General features: G+C 45.5%; 15 protein-coding genes. 13 read left to right on the plus strand and 2 right to left on the minus strand.

From position 1 onward, the window contains the following. Positions 1 to 7: 7 nt before the first annotated feature. The 10 genes from ACFQ21_RS05765 (at position 8) to ACFQ21_RS05810 (ending at position 14418) form a co-directional block, all read left to right on the plus strand. Entirely contained in the window at positions 8 to 1648 is a 1641-nt protein-coding gene (locus tag ACFQ21_RS05765) for a TldD/PmbA family protein (RefSeq protein WP_377576090.1), read from the plus strand. A gap of 61 nt (positions 1649 to 1709) precedes the next feature. Beyond that, positions 1710 to 3044 (plus strand): TldD/PmbA family protein, encoded by a 1335-nt coding sequence (locus tag ACFQ21_RS05770; protein ID WP_377576093.1) that lies wholly within the window; start codon positions 1710 to 1712, stop codon positions 3042 to 3044. Positions 3045 to 3349: 305 nt separating this feature from the next. Next, positions 3350 to 4987, plus strand: a complete 1638-nt coding sequence (locus ACFQ21_RS05775) for a TldD/PmbA family protein (protein WP_377576096.1) — start codon at positions 3350 to 3352, stop codon at positions 4985 to 4987. Between the two features lie 4 nt (positions 4988 to 4991). After that, positions 4992 to 6326 carry a TldD/PmbA family protein gene (locus ACFQ21_RS05780; protein WP_377576098.1) on the plus strand — a complete coding sequence of 445 codons (1335 nt, stop codon included), beginning with the start codon at positions 4992 to 4994 and terminating at the stop codon, positions 6324 to 6326. A gap of 140 nt (positions 6327 to 6466) precedes the next feature. Next, positions 6467 to 7090: a DUF4159 domain-containing protein gene (locus ACFQ21_RS05785; RefSeq protein WP_377576101.1), complete on the plus strand. Its 624-nt coding sequence runs from the start codon at positions 6467 to 6469 to the stop codon at positions 7088 to 7090. Between the two features lie 116 nt (positions 7091 to 7206). Beyond that, positions 7207 to 8193, plus strand: coding sequence for an AAA family ATPase (locus ACFQ21_RS05790; protein WP_377576104.1), 987 nt, complete (start codon positions 7207 to 7209; stop codon positions 8191 to 8193). A 31-nt stretch (positions 8194 to 8224) separates the two neighbouring features. Further along, entirely contained in the window at positions 8225 to 9121 is an 897-nt protein-coding gene (locus tag ACFQ21_RS05795) for a DUF58 domain-containing protein (RefSeq protein WP_377576107.1), read from the plus strand. Further along, a complete protein-coding gene (locus ACFQ21_RS05800) occupies positions 9121 to 10386 on the plus strand; it encodes a BatA domain-containing protein (RefSeq protein ID WP_377576110.1) in 1266 nt (421 codons plus the stop codon). Before ACFQ21_RS05795 ends, ACFQ21_RS05800 begins: the two co-directional genes overlap by 1 nt. Beyond that, positions 10383 to 12659 (plus strand): hypothetical protein, encoded by a 2277-nt coding sequence (locus ACFQ21_RS05805; RefSeq protein ID WP_377576112.1) that lies wholly within the window; start codon positions 10383 to 10385, stop codon positions 12657 to 12659. The genes ACFQ21_RS05800 and ACFQ21_RS05805 overlap by 4 nt, the downstream gene beginning before the upstream one ends. After that, positions 12652 to 14418 carry a hypothetical protein gene (locus ACFQ21_RS05810; RefSeq protein WP_377576114.1) on the plus strand — a complete coding sequence of 589 codons (1767 nt, stop codon included), beginning with the start codon at positions 12652 to 12654 and terminating at the stop codon, positions 14416 to 14418. The genes ACFQ21_RS05805 and ACFQ21_RS05810 overlap by 8 nt, the downstream gene beginning before the upstream one ends. A 5-nt stretch (positions 14419 to 14423) precedes the next feature. Here the strand turns inward: ACFQ21_RS05810 and ACFQ21_RS05815 are convergent, their stop codons facing one another. Next, on the minus strand, positions 14424 to 16094 hold the full coding sequence (locus ACFQ21_RS05815) for a TolB family protein (protein WP_377576117.1): 1671 nt from the start codon (positions 16092 to 16094) through the stop codon (positions 14424 to 14426). 142 nt (positions 16095 to 16236) lie between these two features. Here ACFQ21_RS05815 and ACFQ21_RS05820 point away from each other — a divergent pair, with 142 nt between their 5' ends. The 3 genes from ACFQ21_RS05820 (at position 16237) to ACFQ21_RS05830 (ending at position 19146) form a co-directional block, all read left to right on the plus strand. Then, on the plus strand, positions 16237 to 17253 hold the full coding sequence (locus ACFQ21_RS05820) for a helix-turn-helix transcriptional regulator (protein WP_377576120.1): 1017 nt from the start codon (positions 16237 to 16239) through the stop codon (positions 17251 to 17253). Between the two features lie 39 nt (positions 17254 to 17292). Next, complete coding sequence (locus tag ACFQ21_RS05825) at positions 17293 to 18639, plus strand: FAD-binding oxidoreductase (RefSeq protein ID WP_377576123.1); 1347 nt, start codon at positions 17293 to 17295, stop codon at positions 18637 to 18639. 147 nt (positions 18640 to 18786) lie between these two features. After that, positions 18787 to 19146: a VOC family protein gene (locus ACFQ21_RS05830; RefSeq protein ID WP_377578272.1), complete on the plus strand. Its 360-nt coding sequence runs from the start codon at positions 18787 to 18789 to the stop codon at positions 19144 to 19146. Positions 19147 to 19224: 78 nt separating this feature from the next. Here ACFQ21_RS05830 and ACFQ21_RS05835 read toward each other — a convergent pair whose 3' ends face one another. Continuing rightward, complete coding sequence (locus ACFQ21_RS05835; RefSeq protein ID WP_377576126.1) at positions 19225 to 19824, minus strand: DUF3109 family protein; 600 nt, start codon at positions 19822 to 19824, stop codon at positions 19225 to 19227. Between the last annotated feature and the right edge of the window lie 78 nt (positions 19825 to 19902).

The raw sequence follows: 19902 nt of genomic DNA on the forward strand, positions 1-19902 counted from the left end.
ATCATTCATGAACAGAAGAGATTTTATGCAACTGGCCGGTATGGGTGCAGGCGCCATGCTCCTCCCTATATCTGCTTTCTCAAACCCGGTAGATCCGGCACGCATGCTCGATCCGCTGACGGATGCCAGCCAGAAAAAGCAACTGGCAGATATAGCACTCAACACGGCTAAATCATGGGGCGCTACGTATGCCGATGTGCGCATCGGTCGCTACCTGAATCAGTTCGTAATTACACGCGAAAAGAAAGTTCAGAATATAGTCAACACCGAATCGTTTGGTGTAGGTATACGCGTGATTGTAAACGGTACATGGGGCTTTGCTGCCAGCAACAGCGTTACGCCTGACGGTATGAAGAAGACAGCCGAACGCGCTGCTGTTATAGCGAAAGCGAATTCAAAATTTCAGAAAGAGCCGGTAAAGCTTGCTACTGAAAAAGGACACGGTGAAGTAAACTGGAAGACACCAATCAAGAAAAACGGTTTTGAAGTTCCGGTAAAAGACAAAGTAGATTTACTGATGGCCGCCAACTCCAAAGCGTTGGAGAAAGGTGCAAGCTTCGTAAACAGCCTGATGTTCCTGGTAAACGAGCAAAAGTATTTCGCATCAACCGAAGGCTCCTATATCGATCAGGATATACATCGTACGTGGCCGAGCTTTACGGTTACCATGATCGATCGTGCATCGGGACAATTCAAGAATCGTTCGGCCTTCAGCGCACCTGTTGGTATGGGCTACGAATATCTCGATGCCAGAACCGAAGACAAGATTGAAGGTCCCGGAGGAATTATACTCTACAACAAATCATACGACATTGTAGAAGATGCCGGCATGGCAGCTGAACAGGCGAAGCAGATCATCGCAGCTAAATCTGTAGAGCCCGGTAAATATGATCTCGTACTCGAACCATCACACATGTGGTTAACGATACATGAATCAGTGGGACACCCGACTGAACTGGATCGCGTACTCGGTTATGAAGCCAACTTTGCCGGCACCAGTTATCTCACGCTTGACAAATGGAAGTCAGGTAAATTTAACGCAGGCAGCAAGATTGTAAACTTCGTAGCTGATAAAACACAAGTAGGTTCACTCGGAGCGGTTGGTTATGACGATGAAGGTGTAAAATGTAAATCATGGGACATCATCAAAGATGGTACACTGGTTAACTACCAGGCTATACGCGACCAGGTAAACATCATCGATCAGAAAGAATCGCACGGTTGCTGCTACTCGCAGAGCTGGGCCGATGTACAGTTCCAGCGCATGGCCAACGTATCGCTGAAGCCGGGTAAGGAACAGGTTACTCCGCAGCAGATGATTTCCAATGTGGATAAAGGTATATATATCGTGAAGGATGGATCATTCTCCATCGATCAGCAGCGGTATAATTTCCAGTTTGGCGGTGTACTCTTCTTTGAGATCAAAGGCGGTAAAATTACCGGCATGCTTAAAGATGTAGCATACCAGGCAAATTCGCAGGAGTTCTGGAACTCGTGTGTGCAGATCTGCGATGAGCGTGACTATAGATTGAACGGTGCCTTTAACGATGGTAAAGGACAACCAAGTCAGTCGAACGCCGTATCACATGGTTCTGCGACCACACGCTTCAACGGTATCAACGTGATCAATACAGGACGAACGATATAGTTATGATTGATCATTCGTCATGCCAACACTCAAATAATAACCTAAACTAAATTGTAAATACATGGCCATCCTTTCAAAAGAAGAAGCTAAAAAGATATTGGAGAAAGTGATAAGCTTCTCCAAAGCTGATGGTTGCTCGGTAAGCCTTAACGGCAACGACCGCGGTAACATTCGCTATGCGCGTAACAGCGTGTCCACTTCCGGTGAAGACAGTAATATAGTGCTCGCGGTACAATCGTACTACGGCAAGAAATCAGGTTCAGCAACGATCAACGAGTTTGATGACGCATCGCTTGAAAAAGTAGTGAGACGTGCGGAAGAACTCGCGAAGCTTGCTCCGGAAAATCCGGAGTTCATGGAGCCACTTCCTCAGCAATCATACGGACCGGAGTCTAAAACATTTTCAGAAGCTACTGCGAAGATCACACCTGACTTTCGTGCACAGGCTGCCGCTGATAGTATAAATCCTGCTGCCGTAAAAGATATAACGGCTGCCGGGTATCTGGAAGACAGTCGCGGATTCTCCTGCATCATGAACAGCAAAGGTTTATTTGCCTATAATAAATCTACGAGTGTAGACTTTACCGTTACCATGCGCTCCAACGATGGTACGGGTTCAGGCTGGGCCGCTGCCGATCTGAATGATGTAAGCAAACTCAACGCTGCCGAAATTTCAAAAGTAGCGATTGATAAAGCCTTGATGTCACGCAACGCCAAGGCTATTGAACCGGGTAAATATACCGTTATACTTGAGCCTGCTGCCGGTGCTGATTTGATTCGTCTTATGCTGAACATGAATGCACGCCAGGCTGACGAAGGCAGAAGTTTTTTATCAAAGAAAGGCGGAGGCACCAAGCTCGGTGAAAAACTGGTTGACGAAAGAGTAAATATATATACCGATCCGTGGAGTGAAGAAGTACCTGCTTCCCCCTGGACAGGTGATGGACTTGCGCGCAAGAAAATGGATTTGATCCGTAACGGCACCGTAGCTAATCTTATTTATGATCGTTACTGGGCATCACAGAAAAATGTGGAGCCTATACCATTCCCGGGTAATGCGATTATGGACGGAGGAAGTGCAACACTCGAAGATATGATCAAGGATACCAAGAAAGGTGTACTCGTAACACGCTTCTGGTATATACGTCCCGTTGACCCGCAAACGTTGCTATATACAGGTTTAACACGCGATGGAACTTTTTACATTGAGAACGGAAAGATCAAACACCCGATCAAAAACTTCCGTTTCAACGAAAGTCCGATCATCATGCTGAACAACCTGGAAACATTAGGGCAGCAGAAGCGGGCGGTAACAAGCGAAGGCGGCACCAATGTATATATACCCTACATGAAGATCCGCGACTTCACCTTCAGCAGTCTCTCAGACGCTGTATAATAAATTGATCTGAAATTTACCATGAGGCTGTTCCAACACCGAACAGCCTTTTTTATTTCTTCCCCGTCCCGATAACTATCGGGACAGATTTTCGCAGATAAATATACCGACAAAAATACCCCCATCCACCTCACACGCTCTCCTCTCCCACACTTCCTGCAGCCAGAAGCCGGCAGCTTGCTGCTATATCTCACAGCTCGTAACTACTTTCACCGCCTTCCGTTGGATAAGCGAAAAACTATTCTGTATCTTAAAACGAATTTACATATTGCTATACATTTACTGATTCCCACAAATAACTCATTATGAAACGTAGAGATTTTATTCAGCTTGCAGGCATGGGAGCATCGGCTGCTGTGCTGGCGGGTATTCCCTCCTTCGGGAAACCCATTCCTCCCGAGCGGGCGCTTGAGACCGTTGATGTAGCACAGAAAAAACAAATGGCCGATGTAGCACTCAATGCTGCACGCTCCAAAGGTGCTACCTATACCGATGTGCGCATCGGTCGCTATCTCAATCAATTTGTTATTACGCGCGAAGACAAAGTACAGAACATTGTAAATACCGAGTCTTACGGGATGGGTGTACGCGTTATCGCCAATGGCGGCTGGGGCTTTGCTGCAACGGACAAGCTGGATAAAGACAGCATTGCTAAAGCTGCAGAACTTGCTGTAACGATTGCAAAAGAAAATTCACGTTTACTTACCGAGCCTGTTAAACTTGTTCCGCAGAAAGGCGTTGGTGAAGTAAGCTGGAAAGCTCCCATCGAAAAAAATTCGTTCGAAGTGCCGGTAAAAGAAAAAGTTGATCTGCTGCTCGGTGTAAACGATGCTGCTATAAAAGGCGGAGCAAACTATATCAACTCGTTTCTCTTTACGGTTAACGAACAAAAATATTTTGCATCGACAGATGGTTCCTATATCGATCAGGATATACACCGCATCTGGCCTACATTCTTCATTACAAAGATCGATGCTGCTACCGGTAAATTTGAGACACGTAATGCCTTGAGTGCACCGATGGGTATGGGCTATGAATATCTCTATGCTCGTCCACAGGATAAGATCAGCGGTCCGACAACACTCTATAAAGGCCGCTATGATATGATTGAAGATGCACGTTTAGGTGCACAGCAGGCCGGAGAAAAACTGAAAGCTAAATCTGTAGAGCCCGGTAAATATGATCTGATACTTGATCCTTCTCACTTATGGTTAACCATTCACGAATCGGTTGGTCACCCGACAGAACTTGATCGTGTACTCGGATACGAAGCGAACTTTGCCGGAACAAGTTTCCTGACACTTGACAAGTGGCAATCCAAAAAATTCAATTTCGGTAACAAGAATGTAAATCTCTTTGCCGATAAACAGCAGGTTGGTTCACTCGGTGCTGTTGGTTATGACGATGAAGGTGTACCATGCGGTCGCTGGGATCTGGTGAAGGATGGTATCCTGGTAAACTACCAGAGTATACGCGATCAGGCACACATCATTGGTCTCGATGCATCACAAGGTTGCTGCTATGCTGACAGCTGGAGCAGTGTCCAATTCCAGCGTATGCCAAATGTATCGCTGCAGGCAAGTAAGGAAAAACGCAGCGTAAACGATCTCATCAAGAACGTAGAGAAGGGTATATATATCATTGGCGATGGTTCTTTCTCCATCGACCAGCAGCGCTATAATTTCCAGTTTGGTGGCCAGCTATATTATGAGATCAAAAATGGAAAGATCGTAGGCATGCTGAAAGATGTAGCCTATCAATCGAACACGCAGGAGTTCTGGAACTCGGTTGCCGGTATAGCGGATGAATCGGATTACCGTCTCGGAGGATCATTCTTCGATGGTAAAGGTCAGCCTATGCAGTCGAGTGCTGTATCCCACGGCTCTGCCACCACACACTACAAAGGAGTAAATGTTATAAACACATCACGAAACATCGGATAATACTATGCCTATACTTACAAAAGATGAAGCACAGGCTTTACTGAAAAAAGTACTGAGCTATTCCAAAGCAGAGCAATGCGAGGTAAATATATCCGGTGTTGACAGTGGTAACATCCGGTATGCACGCAACGCAGTATCCACCAGCGGAAGTGTAAGTCAGACGACACTGGTTGTATCTTCTGCCTTCGGCAAAAAACTGGGTACCGCTACCATCAACGAGTTTGATGATGCATCACTTGAGAAAGTAGTAAGACGTGCTGAAGAGCTTGCACAACTTGCTCCTGAAAATCCGGAGTTCGTTCCGTTTCTCGAGCCACAGAAATATACCGATGCCATCACCTACGTTCCGGCAACAGCCGCTATAACTCCGAAGCAACGTACCGATGCTGTCGCACAAAGTCTGCAGGTGTCCAAAGATAACAAGCAGGTAGCAGCAGGTTTCCTCGAAGACAACAAAGGCTTCGCAGCCATGATGAACTCGAAAGGTTTGTTTGCCTATAACACGTTCACCAATGTAAACTTCTCGGTTACGGCACGCACAACCGATGGTACAGGCTCTGGCTATGCTACCCGTGGCTACAATGATTTTACAAAACTTGATACCAAAGCAGCAACCGAAATTGCTACGCAGAAAAGTATGAAGTCGGCAGCTGCGAAAGCGATCGAGCCTGGTAAATATACCGTGATACTCGAACCGGCAGCGGCCGCAGTATTACTCGAGCGTATTCTGTTCGACCTCGATGCACGACAAGCCGATGAAGGACGCAGCTCCTTTAGCAAAGCCGGTGGTAAAACAAGACTCGGTGAAAAACTGATGGATGAGCGGGTGAATATATATTCTGATCCACTGCATCCCGATTTACCAACCAGTACCTGGACAGGCGATGGCCGCCCTCAGGAGAAAACCACGTGGATTGAAAAAGGCGTTGTAAAAAATTTCACCTACTCACGTTACTGGGCACAGCAAAAAGGTGTTAAAGCTATACCGGCTCCCGACAGTTTTATTATGGAAGGCGGCACCAAGTCGTTGCAAGACTTAATTGCCGGAACCAAGAAAGGTATATTAGTTACCCGCCTCTGGTATATACGTGATGTAGACCCGCAAACTTTACTGCTGACCGGATTGACCCGCGATGGTACATTCTATATCGAGAACGGCAAAATCATGCACCCGATCAAGAACTTCCGCTTCAACGAAAGTCCGATCATCATGCTGAACAACCTGGAAGAACTGGGTAAAGCAGAGCGCACCGTAAGCGTGGAATCAAACAACAATTACCTGATTCCCCCGATGAAGATCCGCGACTTTACCTTCACCAGTCTGTCAGACGCGATCTGATCCGAAAGCTATACATGTGATAAAGTCCCTGGCATGCCCGGGGACTTTTCATTTTCAGCACTTCGAACTCGTTGCAGTATCCACTTATATAATTTTCTTTTTTCGTTTGATAGAAAAAAAGAACTTGCCATTGATACGCTATGTACGCGGCTAACAAGTTTTTCTTTACGCGCCTTCAATATGAGTCAGGTGACTGGGATGTAGACCAGCGCATGCCCTCGAACGTGCTGAACTCCCTGATCGAGTATACTACACTGAAGGTGGATACACAAGAGAATATAATTCCGCTGAGCAGCGACAAGATCTTTAGCTGCCCGTTCTGTTACCTCAGTGGCCACAAACTGGTAGAGTTTACCGCGGCCGAACGAGCCAACTTCGAAAAGTATGTACGCAACGGAGGTTTTGTATTTGTAGATGACTGCAACCATGACATTGACGGACTCTTTGCCAAGTCGTTCGAATCACAAATGGAAGTAATCTTTGGAGCGAATGCCCTGAAGAAAATTCCAAACAACCATCCTATATATTCGATGTTCTTCCAGTTCGAAGGACCTCCCACTACATCACAGGAGCTGAATGGCTGGGGCGATGACATTGTACACGATTACCTGAAGGCTATAGAAATCAACGGCAAGATCGGCATCCTCTACAGCAACAAAGACTACGGCTGCGAATGGGACTACGATTTCAGAAACAAACGTTTTTATAGAATAGATAACACAAGATTTAGTGTGAATATAGTGATGTACGCGCTGATGAGGTAGAAGACAGAAGTAAGAAGTAAGAAGTTAAAAGTATAAATATAGCTATAGACAACATCACATAAACACATAAACACATACACACCTAAACACGTTAAAACATCAACACTTCAACACATATGAAAGAATCCGTGCAGAGCATCATCGACAAGCTCGGTGCTTTGAAACAAGAGATCGGGAAAGTAATTGTCGGGCAGAGTGAGACTGTCGATCAGTTGCTCATTACGTTTCTGGCTGGTGGACATGCGTTGCTGGAAGGTGTACCCGGTCTTGCCAAAACACTGATGATCCGTTCGCTCTCGGAAGCTATAGATTTACCTTTCAGACGTATTCAGTTTACACCGGACCTCATGCCTTCGGATATCATTGGTACAGAAGTGCTGGAGGAAGATCACACCACGGGTAAACGTTTTTTCAAATTCAACAAAGGTCCCATCTTTGCCAACATTATACTGGCTGATGAGATAAATCGCACGTCTCCTAAAACACAATCAGCATTGCTGGAAGCCATGCAGGAATTTTCCGTAACGTATGGAGGTGTAACGTATCCATTGGATAAACCTTTCTTTATACTCGCTACGCAAAACCCGATTGAACAAGCCGGTACATTTCCATTACCGGAAGCACAGCTCGACCGCTTCCTGCTATATATAAAAATTGGCTACCCGACAGCCGAAGAAGAAACGGAAATACTCGCAGCTACTACCGGAAGAAAAACTACGCAGATCAATAAAGTATTGGAAGGTCGCGAGATCAAAGAAGCACAAGGCCTGGTGCGCGAAGTACATATCAGTCGCGAGTTGATTGAACGCGTTGCGAGTATAGTACGCTTAACACGCCCGGATTCAAGCACACCGTATGTAAAAGAGTGGGTGCGCTGGGGGGCTGGTCCACGTGCCGGACAAGCCATGATCATGACCGCGAAAGCACGCGCGTTACTGCACGGTAATTTTGCTGTTACTTCAGAAGACATTGAGCGTGTAGCCTACCCTGTACTCCGCCACCGTATACTCATGAACTTCCGGGCAGAGGCCGAAGGTGTTACGTCTGATCTCGTCACCAAACATTTGCTGGAACACGTACGCACGCAAACAAATACAATTTAACAAGTATAACAACATATACTTATAGCTGAAAATGAATTCTGAAATACGATCGTTACTCAAGCCGGAAGTGATCAACACCGTAAACGGGTTGGAACTGATCGCGCGCGTAATCGTGGAAGGATTCATGAGCGGCAGCAATAAAAGTCAGAGTGTAGGTGCCGGACAGGAATTTAGTCAATACAGGAGTTACGAGCCCGGTGATGACCTGCGCATGCTCGACTGGAAAATGTATGCTCGTTCCGGCCGCTACTATATACGGCAAGCCGACATTGAGACTAACATCACAGTAAAGTTTATGCTGGATGCCAGTCGCTCGATGATGTATGCCGAAGGCGGACTGAGTAAATTTCAGTACGCCAAGGTAATGATCGCAGCCCTCGCCTACCTGGCACGCAAGCAAAGTGATGCCTTTGGTCTATATACCGTTAACGAAAAAGAGATCACGGAAATACAACCGCGCTTTGAACAACAGCAGTTCATGCGCTTTCTGCATGCACTCGCGACAGTAAAAAGCGAAGGTACATGGCGCAAGAGTAACGGACTCGAACATCTGTACGATCACCATGGAAAAGAAATGATCATTTTCATTACAGATCTATATGATGAGAACGATGATCTGCTTCGCTTCATCACGCGTCTGAAAACGGTACGCAACGAAGTAATTGTATTTCATGTGATGGGACAACATGAGACAACGCTGGACTTTAAAGGCTCCTATACTTTTGAAGATCTCGAAACCGGTGTACGCACCAAAGTAGAAACACAGGCTCAACAGCAACAATATACCGAACGGGTACAGCAATGGATCAACCAATCACGCAACTGGATGCTGGAGAAACAAATCAGTTATGAACTGGTAAATCTCAATGAGCCGTTTGAAACAACCCTTCGTAATTTTTTGAAAATCAGAAAATCATTGGCGCGCTGATGCAGTTTGCAAATCCGATATGGCTTTGGGCACTAAGCGGGTTGGTTATACCGGTTGGTATACATTTGCTCAGTCGCAAGGAAGGAAAAGTTATTTATATAGGTAGTCTACGCCACCTCGATGAGTCCAGCACCAAACAGTTTAAAGCGATACGTCTCAACGAAGTACTCCTGCTAATCATACGCTGTTTACTGATTATACTCACCGTGCTGTTGCTCGCTGGTATACAATGGAAACATGCAGCAACGGAAGAACAGAAGTGGCTTGTGATTGAACCCGGCATTCAAAAAGACAAAACAATAATTTCACTGGCGGACAGCCTTACCGTTGCGGGCTACGAAACACATTACCTCGCACCGGGCTTTCCTGCCGAAGAAGATACAACAGCATACAACGTTAAAAATTACTGGGCGCTCCTCAACGAATTAAAATCATCGCGTGCACAGGAAGTTGTCGTGCTGTCCAGAAGTTACCTGAAAGACTTTACAGGCGAGCGTGTTATGTTCCCTTCCACTATCAGGTGGATCACTCCAGATGCTGATCCGAAACAATACCCGGTACTGGCTGCACGGTATAAATCAGATTCTGCCGTAGTGCGACTAGCGAAAAGTGATGCGAAACTGACCTCATTCAAATATAGCACAACAGGTATATCCCCCGGGCAACAAATTATATCGTTACAAAACGATCCCATAACATTAAACGTAACGGATACTCTACACGTGACTATTGTGTATGACAAGGATTTTCAGTTCGATGCCACTATCATGGAAGTATCACTCAAATCCATCGGACAAATTCCGGCAGTAGCCATGCAAACAACTGTAAAACGTACAACGAATTTTCAGTATACACCAACCGACTGGGTCATCTGGTTATCCGATAAACCTTTTCCGGAACCTGGCGCATGTCATCTCATTGCCTATGAGAACGATCCGACAGCAAACGATATACTATATCCGGAAGGACCACAAACGCCTCACCGGCATTGGACACTTTCGCAACGGTTAAATATCGACAACGCCCTACAAGAGCATCTCACCGTTACACTGGCAAACGCATTACTGCAAGACAGTACACTGGAGCAAACCGCAGACAAGGTTGACCAGCGAACTATACCGGAAACATTTTTACAGGCATCTTCCGAAAATCTTTCAACGACAAAACGTGTTATAGCAACAACCCAGCTTGACAAATACCTGATCATATTGATCGCCCTCATGCTGTTAACCGAACGATTACTGGCCTATAAACGGAACCAATGAACGATAGCTACGCACGATATCGCCTCCACCAGTTACTGCGCAAGTATAAGATCATGCGTATGGGTGAAGCATTCATTCTTTCGCTGGCACTGGCATTAGTCGCATTTATAGTTCCGTATGTACTCCATGTATCATTGGCAGGATCGCTTGCTCTTGCTATCATCGGAGGTATACTATTATTCCTATTTCGTTGCGAGCAGCTTCATCTCTTCAAATTGAACGCGTATAAGGTTACGGTATATCTGAATCAGCATTTTCCTTCGCTTCAAAACAGCAGCGATCTTTTACTGAAAGAGAACGAAGAACTCACCGGACTACAACAGCTTCAGAAAATACGAACGATCCAGGCATTCGATGCACTATATCCATCCATTCGATTGCCGCATCGTTTGTTGCAAGCTACGGGTATACTTGCCATTAGTATGCTCGCTTCGTTTACTTTGACGTCATTTGCTCCTATGCTTACACACCGGGGAGACAAGACAGCCGTAAATGAGGACACGAAAAATCCTTCTGCCGCTATACCGGCTCCGGCACAGGTAAAGCAAACCAGTATTACCATTACTCCTCCGGCCTATACCAATCTGAAGACAGAGCATACGGAGTCGTGGGCATTAACTTTTGCCGAGGGCAGTACCATTCATTGGAACATTGCTTTTACGGCCGGAGTAAAAAATCCGTCACTGATCTTTTCAGGAAAGGAAAATATACCTTTAAAAGCTTCTGATGCCGGGACATTCTCGCTGCAAAAAAAAATTTCCGAAACGGGCTTCTATCAGTTGGCCTGGACGACTGACCAAGGTGAGACCAAACATTCTGACTTCTATAAACTGGAAGTAATCAAAGATCTTCCCCCGGTTATTACCGTACACAAGCTGAATCAATTTACCGAACTTGAATTCAGCAATAACGCTACCATTGATCTACAGGCTACACTTGCTGATGACTACGGATTGGACAATGCACACATTATAGCCACCGTGAGTAAAGGAAGTGGTGAATCGGTAAAATTCAGAGAAGACAAATTGTTCTTTGAAAAACCAGCTACTATCCGTGGTAAACATATAGATGCTACTCGCAAGCTGAATCTCGCGAAACTCGGGATGGAGCCGGGGGATGAATTATATTTCTATGTCGTTACCTTCGATACGAAACAACCTATACCGAATCGCTCACGCACCGAGACTTACTTTGTGTCGCTACTCGACACTACGAAACAAGAAACTGTAGTTGACGATGGACTTGGTGTTGACCTGATGCCGGATTATTTCCGCAGTCAGCGACAAATCATTATCGACACGGAGAAACTCCTGAAAGAGAGAAAGCAGATCACGAAGCAAACATTCCAATCGAAGAGTAATGAATTAGGTTATGATCAAAAAGTATTGCGCCTGCGTTACGGAGAATTTTTAGGAGAAGAATTTGAATCTGGTATAGGTCCGCAGGAAGATCCGGCTGAAGAAGATCACGATCATGAAGATGAAGACATCACGAAAAAGTATGGTCACGTTCATGATACGGAGAATGAGCACAACCTTGTAGAAGAGAAGAAAGGTGGACATGATCATCATCACCATGCTGAGGGTAAAGAAGGTGAGACAGACAAGAATGGTATACCGGCAGGATTTGTACATGAACACGATAGCGAAGAAGAAGCTACATTCTTTACACAATCCATTCGTGCCAAATTAAAAGCAGCACTTACTATAATGTGGGATGCCGAGCTACACCTGCGCTTGTATGAGCCGGAGAAGTCATTACCGTTTCAGTATAAAGCGCTGAAACTATTGAAAGAGATCAGTCAGGATTCGCGCATCTACGTGCACCGCACGGGTTTTGATCCCCCTCCGCTAAAAGAAGAGAAACGCATGACGGGAGATCTGAGTGAAGTTAAAAGCGCAACAGCCCAGGCAGCAGCAAAACAAAATGAAAGTTACCCGGCTATACGAAAGGCTTCACAGATCATTGCTTCAACCCTGGCTGCAGATAGCCTGTACATTGATGATGTTGTCAGGAGAAGCTTAACGGACGCGGGCCGCGAGTTAAGCAAGCTCGCACTGGAGAAACCGGGGCTATATTTGAAAAGCTTATCACTGATCCGTGCAATTACAGAGAATGAAGTAAAGCCTGCAGAACAGCGAAAAGCGCTAAGCGATATACAGGCTTCACTATGGCGTGCATTGCCCGTAACGGCAAGTGCTCCGGAAGCATCTGTGCGAACATTACACGAACTTGATCAGGCATTTATTAAAAACCTGCGTACTCATGACTGACCAGGCACTAACGGTACATCCGCTTCTGGACGGATGGTGGTTTATAGCTATACTTATTCTCTTCGGTATATATATTCTCTGGCAGGAATACAAACGGGAGATTCGCTTCCGCACTTTACGATTGATCGCAGCGTTTTTTGTAATGACATCTATCGCTGCCTTGTTTTTGAGACCATCATTTAAAACAGAAAAAGAACTCTCGGCTGTACTGCTTACCGATGGCTATAGAAAAGAGCAGGCTGATAGTTTATATCGTACTAACCAGGATCTGCAATTCTATCACTTGCCCGATGCTGCACCGTATAACCGTTCCATTAAACTTGCTTCGATAAATGATATTACATCTTTAGCAAAAGAAATCAGGTTGGTACTGGGTAACGGGCTACCTGCCTATGCCTGGAATCAACTGGACAACACTAACTATATATCCGGAAATTTACCGACTGGTTTAACGTCTATTAATATACCGGATCGGGTATATACAAATCGTGAAGGTATACTTCAGGGAAAGTACGCCATGACGGGTGATAACCTTACGATCGCACTGAAGTCACCTGCGGGCGTTGAAGATTCCGTAACCATTACAAAGCCGGGCATGCATTCTTTTAAGTTATCGTTTACGCCCCGACAGTCCGGCAATTTTGTTTATGAGCTTATTGTGAGACAAGCAGGCAAAGCATGGGCAGAACCTGTACCGGTAATTGTTCATCCTGCTATACCTTATAAAACATTGTTCCTGCAACAGCAGCCTGTCTTTGAGAATCAATACCTGAAGAGTTTTCTGTCCGGTAAAAATCACAGCATTGTACTCCGTTCGCAATTATCCCGAAGCATCTTTCGGTACGAGTATATCAATCACCCTTCTGTACAAATAAACACATTGTCTCAAAAAATACTTTCCGGTTTTGACCTGGTCATTGTTGATTCAGAAACGCTGCAAAGTATCTCTGCCGCAGAGATAAAGGCGCTGAAAGATGCGATTGATAATGGTCTGGGATTACTGGTATTGATGCACGATCAGCCTGCGAACAGCCGTAACGTTACAACGTTCATTCCCTGGAAGACAGTCTCACTGAAGACAGACACCACCAACATTATACTCGCTTCCGGAAAAACCGCCAGCCTTGCCGTTGCACCTTTTGCATTTACGGAAGGTATATCTTCGCTTCAAACCATTCTTCAAAACAAAAGAGGAGTGCTCGCAGGATTTGGTTATGCCGGCACCGGCAAAGTTGGGTTCCAATTACTACAAAACACATACCCGCTCATATTACAGGGCGATACTATCGCCTATAGCAAACTCTGGTCGCCTGTACTGGAACAAATTGCGCGCAGCCAGTCCGTTGCAAACGCCATCCGGATAAAAAGTACATTCCCCATCTATCCCCATCAGCCGGTCGACATTGAACTGACTTCAGCCGGTGGCACACCGGTATTGCAAGATGACAGCATCTCATTACCATTAGCTGAAGATGCACGCATCGACAACATCTGGCATGCCACCACATGGGCAGGTAATTCCGGCTGGCATATACTCGCCACCGCAGATTCTGTGCAGCTCCCCTACTATGTATCCACAAATAATTCATGGCATTCGCTCGAGGCAGCAAACCGGGTTAACGTATCGCAGCAAAAAAGTATCAATAAAAAAGAGATCAGCGATAGCAAGTATATAGCGTATACTCCTGTAGCACCGCTGATCTTTTTCATCACACTTTTGTTAAGTCTCGGGTTTCTATGGCTTGCACCCAAGCTATAGCATTGTTATTTACGCTTTAACGGGAGTACGCGCGCATCAATCCGGTAAACATCTTCGCGACCGTATCGTTTGTCTGAACCAGTCGGCCACGGTGTGCGAGTGAAGTAAAAGTATTTCCCATCCGGACTGAGTGCCGGTTGGAAGTCGTGCACATCGCTGTTTATCTCGGGGCCTAAATTCAACGGAGTACTCCACGTGCCGTTTTCACGATAACTGATATATAGGTCGTATCCACCAAAGCCATCCGGACGATCAGCCATAAAGATCATATAGCTTTCATCCGGAGCGATCAGCGGGTTTGATTCCGAAGCATTCGTATTTATACCTTCAACACGCACGGGCTGCTGCCACTCACCATTAACACGTTCAGACCGGTATATGTCACATTTACTATCGCCCCGCTCTGAAGAGAAATATAGTGTCCCGCTACTGGTCATCGTGGCAAAGTACTCGGCATGTTCGTTTGTATTTACTTTTCCCGGCAACGGATACGGATCACCCCAACCGTTGGGAGTCTTATCGCTCACCCAGATGTCTTTCGATTTTCCATTGGCAGAAAAGATCATCTTGCGGCCATCGGTCGTTACGTATGGTAAACCTGTATAAGCAACGTTCTGTGAGAATGGCACGACCACCGGTTCTGACCATTTACCGTTGGAAAAATGTGATTGAAATATTTTTACAACGGAACGATTACTGTTCGAGCGGGCTATATATACCGTTTTACCATCGGGCTCAAAGGCTGTGTTCATGGTGTTGCCTTCCGAGAGCAATCCATCTTCAAATATAGAGGCCTTACCGGTTACCAACTGTCTCAACGTTGAAACTGGCAGATATACTTTGTACAAGTCTTCTTTGAAACGCTTGCCTTTTTCAAGTCTTGCAAAATATAGCGTATCCTCTCCCGGCAGCATAAACGGACAGAATTCAGCTATCGAAGAGTTCACTGCACTTCCCAGGTTCCAGGGCTTTGTCCAATGTCCGTTAACGTTAAAACTTATATACAGATCGTTGTCACCATAATTTCCATCAGTCTCGGTAGACAGGATCAGGAAACTCTCATCGTGCGCTATAAACGGATTGGTTTCATGTTGCGAGGTATTGATCGTCATGCCTGCATTAACCGGAGTTTGCCACACGCCATCTTTAATCACAGAAGAAAAAATATCAAGTTTGCCATAACTCTCTTTTCGCATCGAGCCGTAGTATAACCTGCCATCGCGTGTTACGGAAGCAAATGCTTCGGAGCTATCCGAGTTCACGATGTTACCAAGATGTTTCGCCTCGCTCCAGCCTTTCGGAGTTTTAGACACCATCCAGATATCAAACTGCTTGTTCACATTGCCTCCGGGTTTAACCGGACGATTCGATTGAAAGTATACCTGTTGTCCATCCGGAGTTACGAACGGGTCTATATCTTTCCATACACCCGGTTTCAAAGAGAATGAAGCAGGCGCGGGCTTCTGCCATTTTCCTTTCTTCTTCACAACGCTATAGATATTCATGGTATCACGTCCGCCCCGCGACCAAACGTAGAATGCCTGGTCTCTTGCCTGGTTCATGGAAAATCCAAATGTCTCATCCGCGGGATGCGGTATCTCCGCAGTACGGGTTGCCTGTGCCAACAAGGTTTGTGTCAGGATGAGTAAACATCCCAGTGCGATCAGTCTCTGCATAAATTTTTAGTGCAAGCAATTGCTTCATGCGCTTCCGATCTTCCGGATTTATAAATCTGAAGTACATTTTGAGGTCAAAAAGACCTAATTTTATCAAAACCTCGTCCCGTTTGAATCGTATACCCACGCAACCCTTTATCCTATGACGTCAGCGATCATGGTCCTTTTCGGAGGCTACGGCATTTTGCAGAGTCTGCTTTTAAGTATGTATGTACTCACCTCGAAGCTTCGAAAGGCAACATCCAACCTGGTGCTGGTCGCGTTGAATCTTTTCCTCATATTCTTCCTGGCCGATTCACTATATCTCTTCATAGACGAAAGCAATGTTGTCCACTTCAACAGTATATCGCTTACATCGCTTGCGCTGATTGGTCCGCTTACACTTTTGTATTGTCATGTATTCTTAAATCCAGACTATAAAGCCGGGCTCTCCGAACTCCTTCAGCTCGTCCCTCCGTTTTTGCCGCTGGTATACCAGATGAATGTGTGCAAGCTTCACTTGCTGGGCATTGGAGGCTATATCCTGATTTATACCGTTGCTGCATGTATGGTTGTGAGTCGCAGTTCATCTACGGTACTCAAAAAGCGTTGGCTGTATGTGCTGCTGAGCAGTATCGGTACCGTTGTATTGCTGCTGTCATGCTTCTCTATGAACTACCTCTGCATAGTGGGCATCTCCATCGGATTCTCTGTGATGATATACCTGATCAGTTTTCTGAGCATTCGCTTTTACAAAGAGTTGTTCGAACCGGTATCGAAGAAGATCGCTCCCTATCAAAAGTCTGATAACGATGAGACACGTCAACTCTTTCAGAAAGTATCGGATGAAATTGTGACTAAAAAGTTGTTCAAAGATCCCGAGCTTACGTTGCCCAAACTCGCATCGTTAACGAATATACATACGCATAAACTGTCTCATCTCATTAACCAGCAAAGCGGCAAAGGCTTTCCGGAATATATCAATTTGCTGCGCCTGGAAGAAGCACGAAATTTACTGCGCACATCTGACATGAAAGTGGCGGCTGTTGCTTTTGAATGTGGCTTTAACAGTCTGTCATCGTTCTACACGCACTTTAAAAAGTCGGACGGGATGACTCCCAGTGAATTTAGATCGTTGCCGGAAGTTCATGTTGGACACGAGCGCGATCAATCGGAATAAACTTATTATTTTCGCATTGTCTATAAGTTAGTTTTAAGTATGCACCCTCAAAAAGAAACCCTCTCGGGTTGGGGAAATATCCCTGCCCATGCCTCTCAAGTCGTTTACCCGCGCTCGCTCAGCGATGTAAAGGAAACACTCAAACTCGACAAACCTCTTGCCCGCGGTCTGGGGAGAAGTTATGCTGATCAGGCCACCAACCAGAATCACGCCATCATCAAGATGGAGAAGTTCAACCGATTCATTTCGTTCGACCCGGAGAAAGGTATACTCGAATGTGAAGCGGGCACAAGTCTCGAAGATATTATTCAATACCTGGCGCCTCGCGGATGGTTTCCGATGATCACCCCGGGAACAAAGTATATTACCATTGGCGGTGCTATTGCGAATGATGTTCACGGTAAAGCACACCACGCTGATGGCTCCTTTGTAAATTGCGTTTACGACTTTACGATCATGCTGGCCGATGGTCGCATCCTGAAAGCAAGTCGCGATGAGAACAGCGATTTGTTCTGGGCAAACTTCGGTGGACTCGGATTACTCGGTACCATTCTCACCGCGCGTATACAGCTTCGTAAAATTGAGACAACTTATTTTGTACAGAAAGCTGTACCGGCAAAGAATCTCGATGCTATGCTGGATGCGATTGATGAAAGTGATAAAGACTATAGCTCATCCGTTGCATGGCTTGATTCGATGGCACGCGGTAAAGATCTCGGTCGCGGTGTATTGACAATGGGTAACCACGCTAAACTTGCTGACCTGCCTGCCAGTCTGCGCGCTGAGCCCTTGAAGCTTGGCAAGAAAGCGAAACTTACCGTACCATTTTACTTACCGAGTTTTACACTCAATACGTTGTCGGTTAAAATACTCAACACAGCCCTATATATTATGCAGAAGGGTGGTAAACCCATTGCACATTACGACAAGTTCTTTTACCCGTTGGACATGATCAACAACTGGAATCGCGGCTATGGTAAACGCGGCTTTATACAATACCAGTTTGTTATACCGATGGAGAATGGCCGTGAAAACATTCGTAAGATCCTGACCGAAATAACACAGAGTGATTGCGTGCCTTTCCTTAATGTATTGAAGAAGTTTGGCAAAGGACAAGGAGGATTACTTTCGTTCCCATTCGAAGGATATACTTTCGCGATCGACTTCCCGATCAAAGATCAGCTCAAGGCTTTCACACAAAAGCTTGATCAGATGGTACTGTCTATGGGGGGACGTATATATTTAGGAAAAGATGCCTACCTGGATGAAGCTACTTTCAAAGCGATGTATCCGCAGTATAAAGAGTGGCTCGATATCAAGCGCAAGTACGATCCGAACAATGTATTTAGTTCTGATCTTTCGCGCAGACTGGGACTGGAGCTTTAGGAGGGCTACAGGCTGCTGGCTTCTGGCTGCAGGAAGGTGACGTTACTTCGAGGTTTATGATTTCTATATATAGTATATCTATGAACACAGGTAATACTACCTGTAGCCAGAGGCCAGTAACCAGCAACTATTAAAGTTATGAAAAAGATGATTCCTCTTTTCAGGTGTACGGATATGAAAAGGTCTGTTGCCTTTTATACCGGTATACTTGATTTTGAATTGTTTCCGGGTGATTCTTCTGAAGATGTTGTTGTGATATTAACAAATGAAGATGCTGCGTTGATGCTTACCTGTTTGGAGGGCGATCAGAAGGCCGGTATCGCAGCGAATATACTCGTAGAGGATATCGATGCATTGTTCGGGAAATATATAGCGCGCGGGTTGAATACTTCTTCTAAAAAGGAATCACCTGTACATCAAAGGCCACTTGATCAAACGTGGGGAAGACGGGAGTTTTATATTACCGATCCGGATGGGAATACGCTGCGATTTATACAGCCTTTATAGTAATAGCTATACTCTTCACGAATGCAAAAATCCATTGCACGAAGAACACAGAGAAGGCACAAAAGAGCACAGAGTGATTCAGCTCTTCTTCTCTTTCTTCACTTTCTCCTTCTTCGGCAGTGCTTCGATTACTTCTACCAATTCGTTATACCATTGTTCTCCGTATTTACGGATCAGCGGGTCTTTGAGGAATTTATATACCGGTACCTGTAACTCTTTTCCGAGTGAGCAGGCTGGTGAACAGATGTGCCACTTGTGATAGTTGAGTGCTTCAAAGTTTTTCTTCGCGGTAATGCGGATTGGGTAAAGGTGACAGGATATAGGCTTCTTCCATTTTATCTTGCCATCGAGGTATGCCTGTTCGATGCCGCATTTCAGAATTCCTTTTTTATCGTAGATCGCATATGCACACTCACGACCGTCAATTACCGGTGTACACAGGTCGCCATCATCGTCTGTTGTATGAGTGCCTTCTTTTTCAATTACCTTGATGCCTTCTTTGGTGAGGTAAGGTTTTACAATCGGGTATATTTCTTCCAGGATGGCGAGTTCGTCTTCATCCAGCGGTGCACCAAAGTCACCTTCCACGCAGCACGCACCTTTACACTTCTCGAGGTTGCAGACGAATTCTTTTTCTACAACATCATCCGATATGAGAATTTCACCGATTTTTATCATACAAGTGCAAAGATACAAATACAAAGCACGAATTATGCAATGCGTAAGGTAATGTTTCACCCCGCTGAATTTGCATAA

The organism is Ohtaekwangia kribbensis (genome assembly GCF_042676245.1).
Taxonomy (GTDB): domain Bacteria; phylum Bacteroidota; class Bacteroidia; order Cytophagales; family Cyclobacteriaceae; genus Ohtaekwangia; species Ohtaekwangia kribbensis.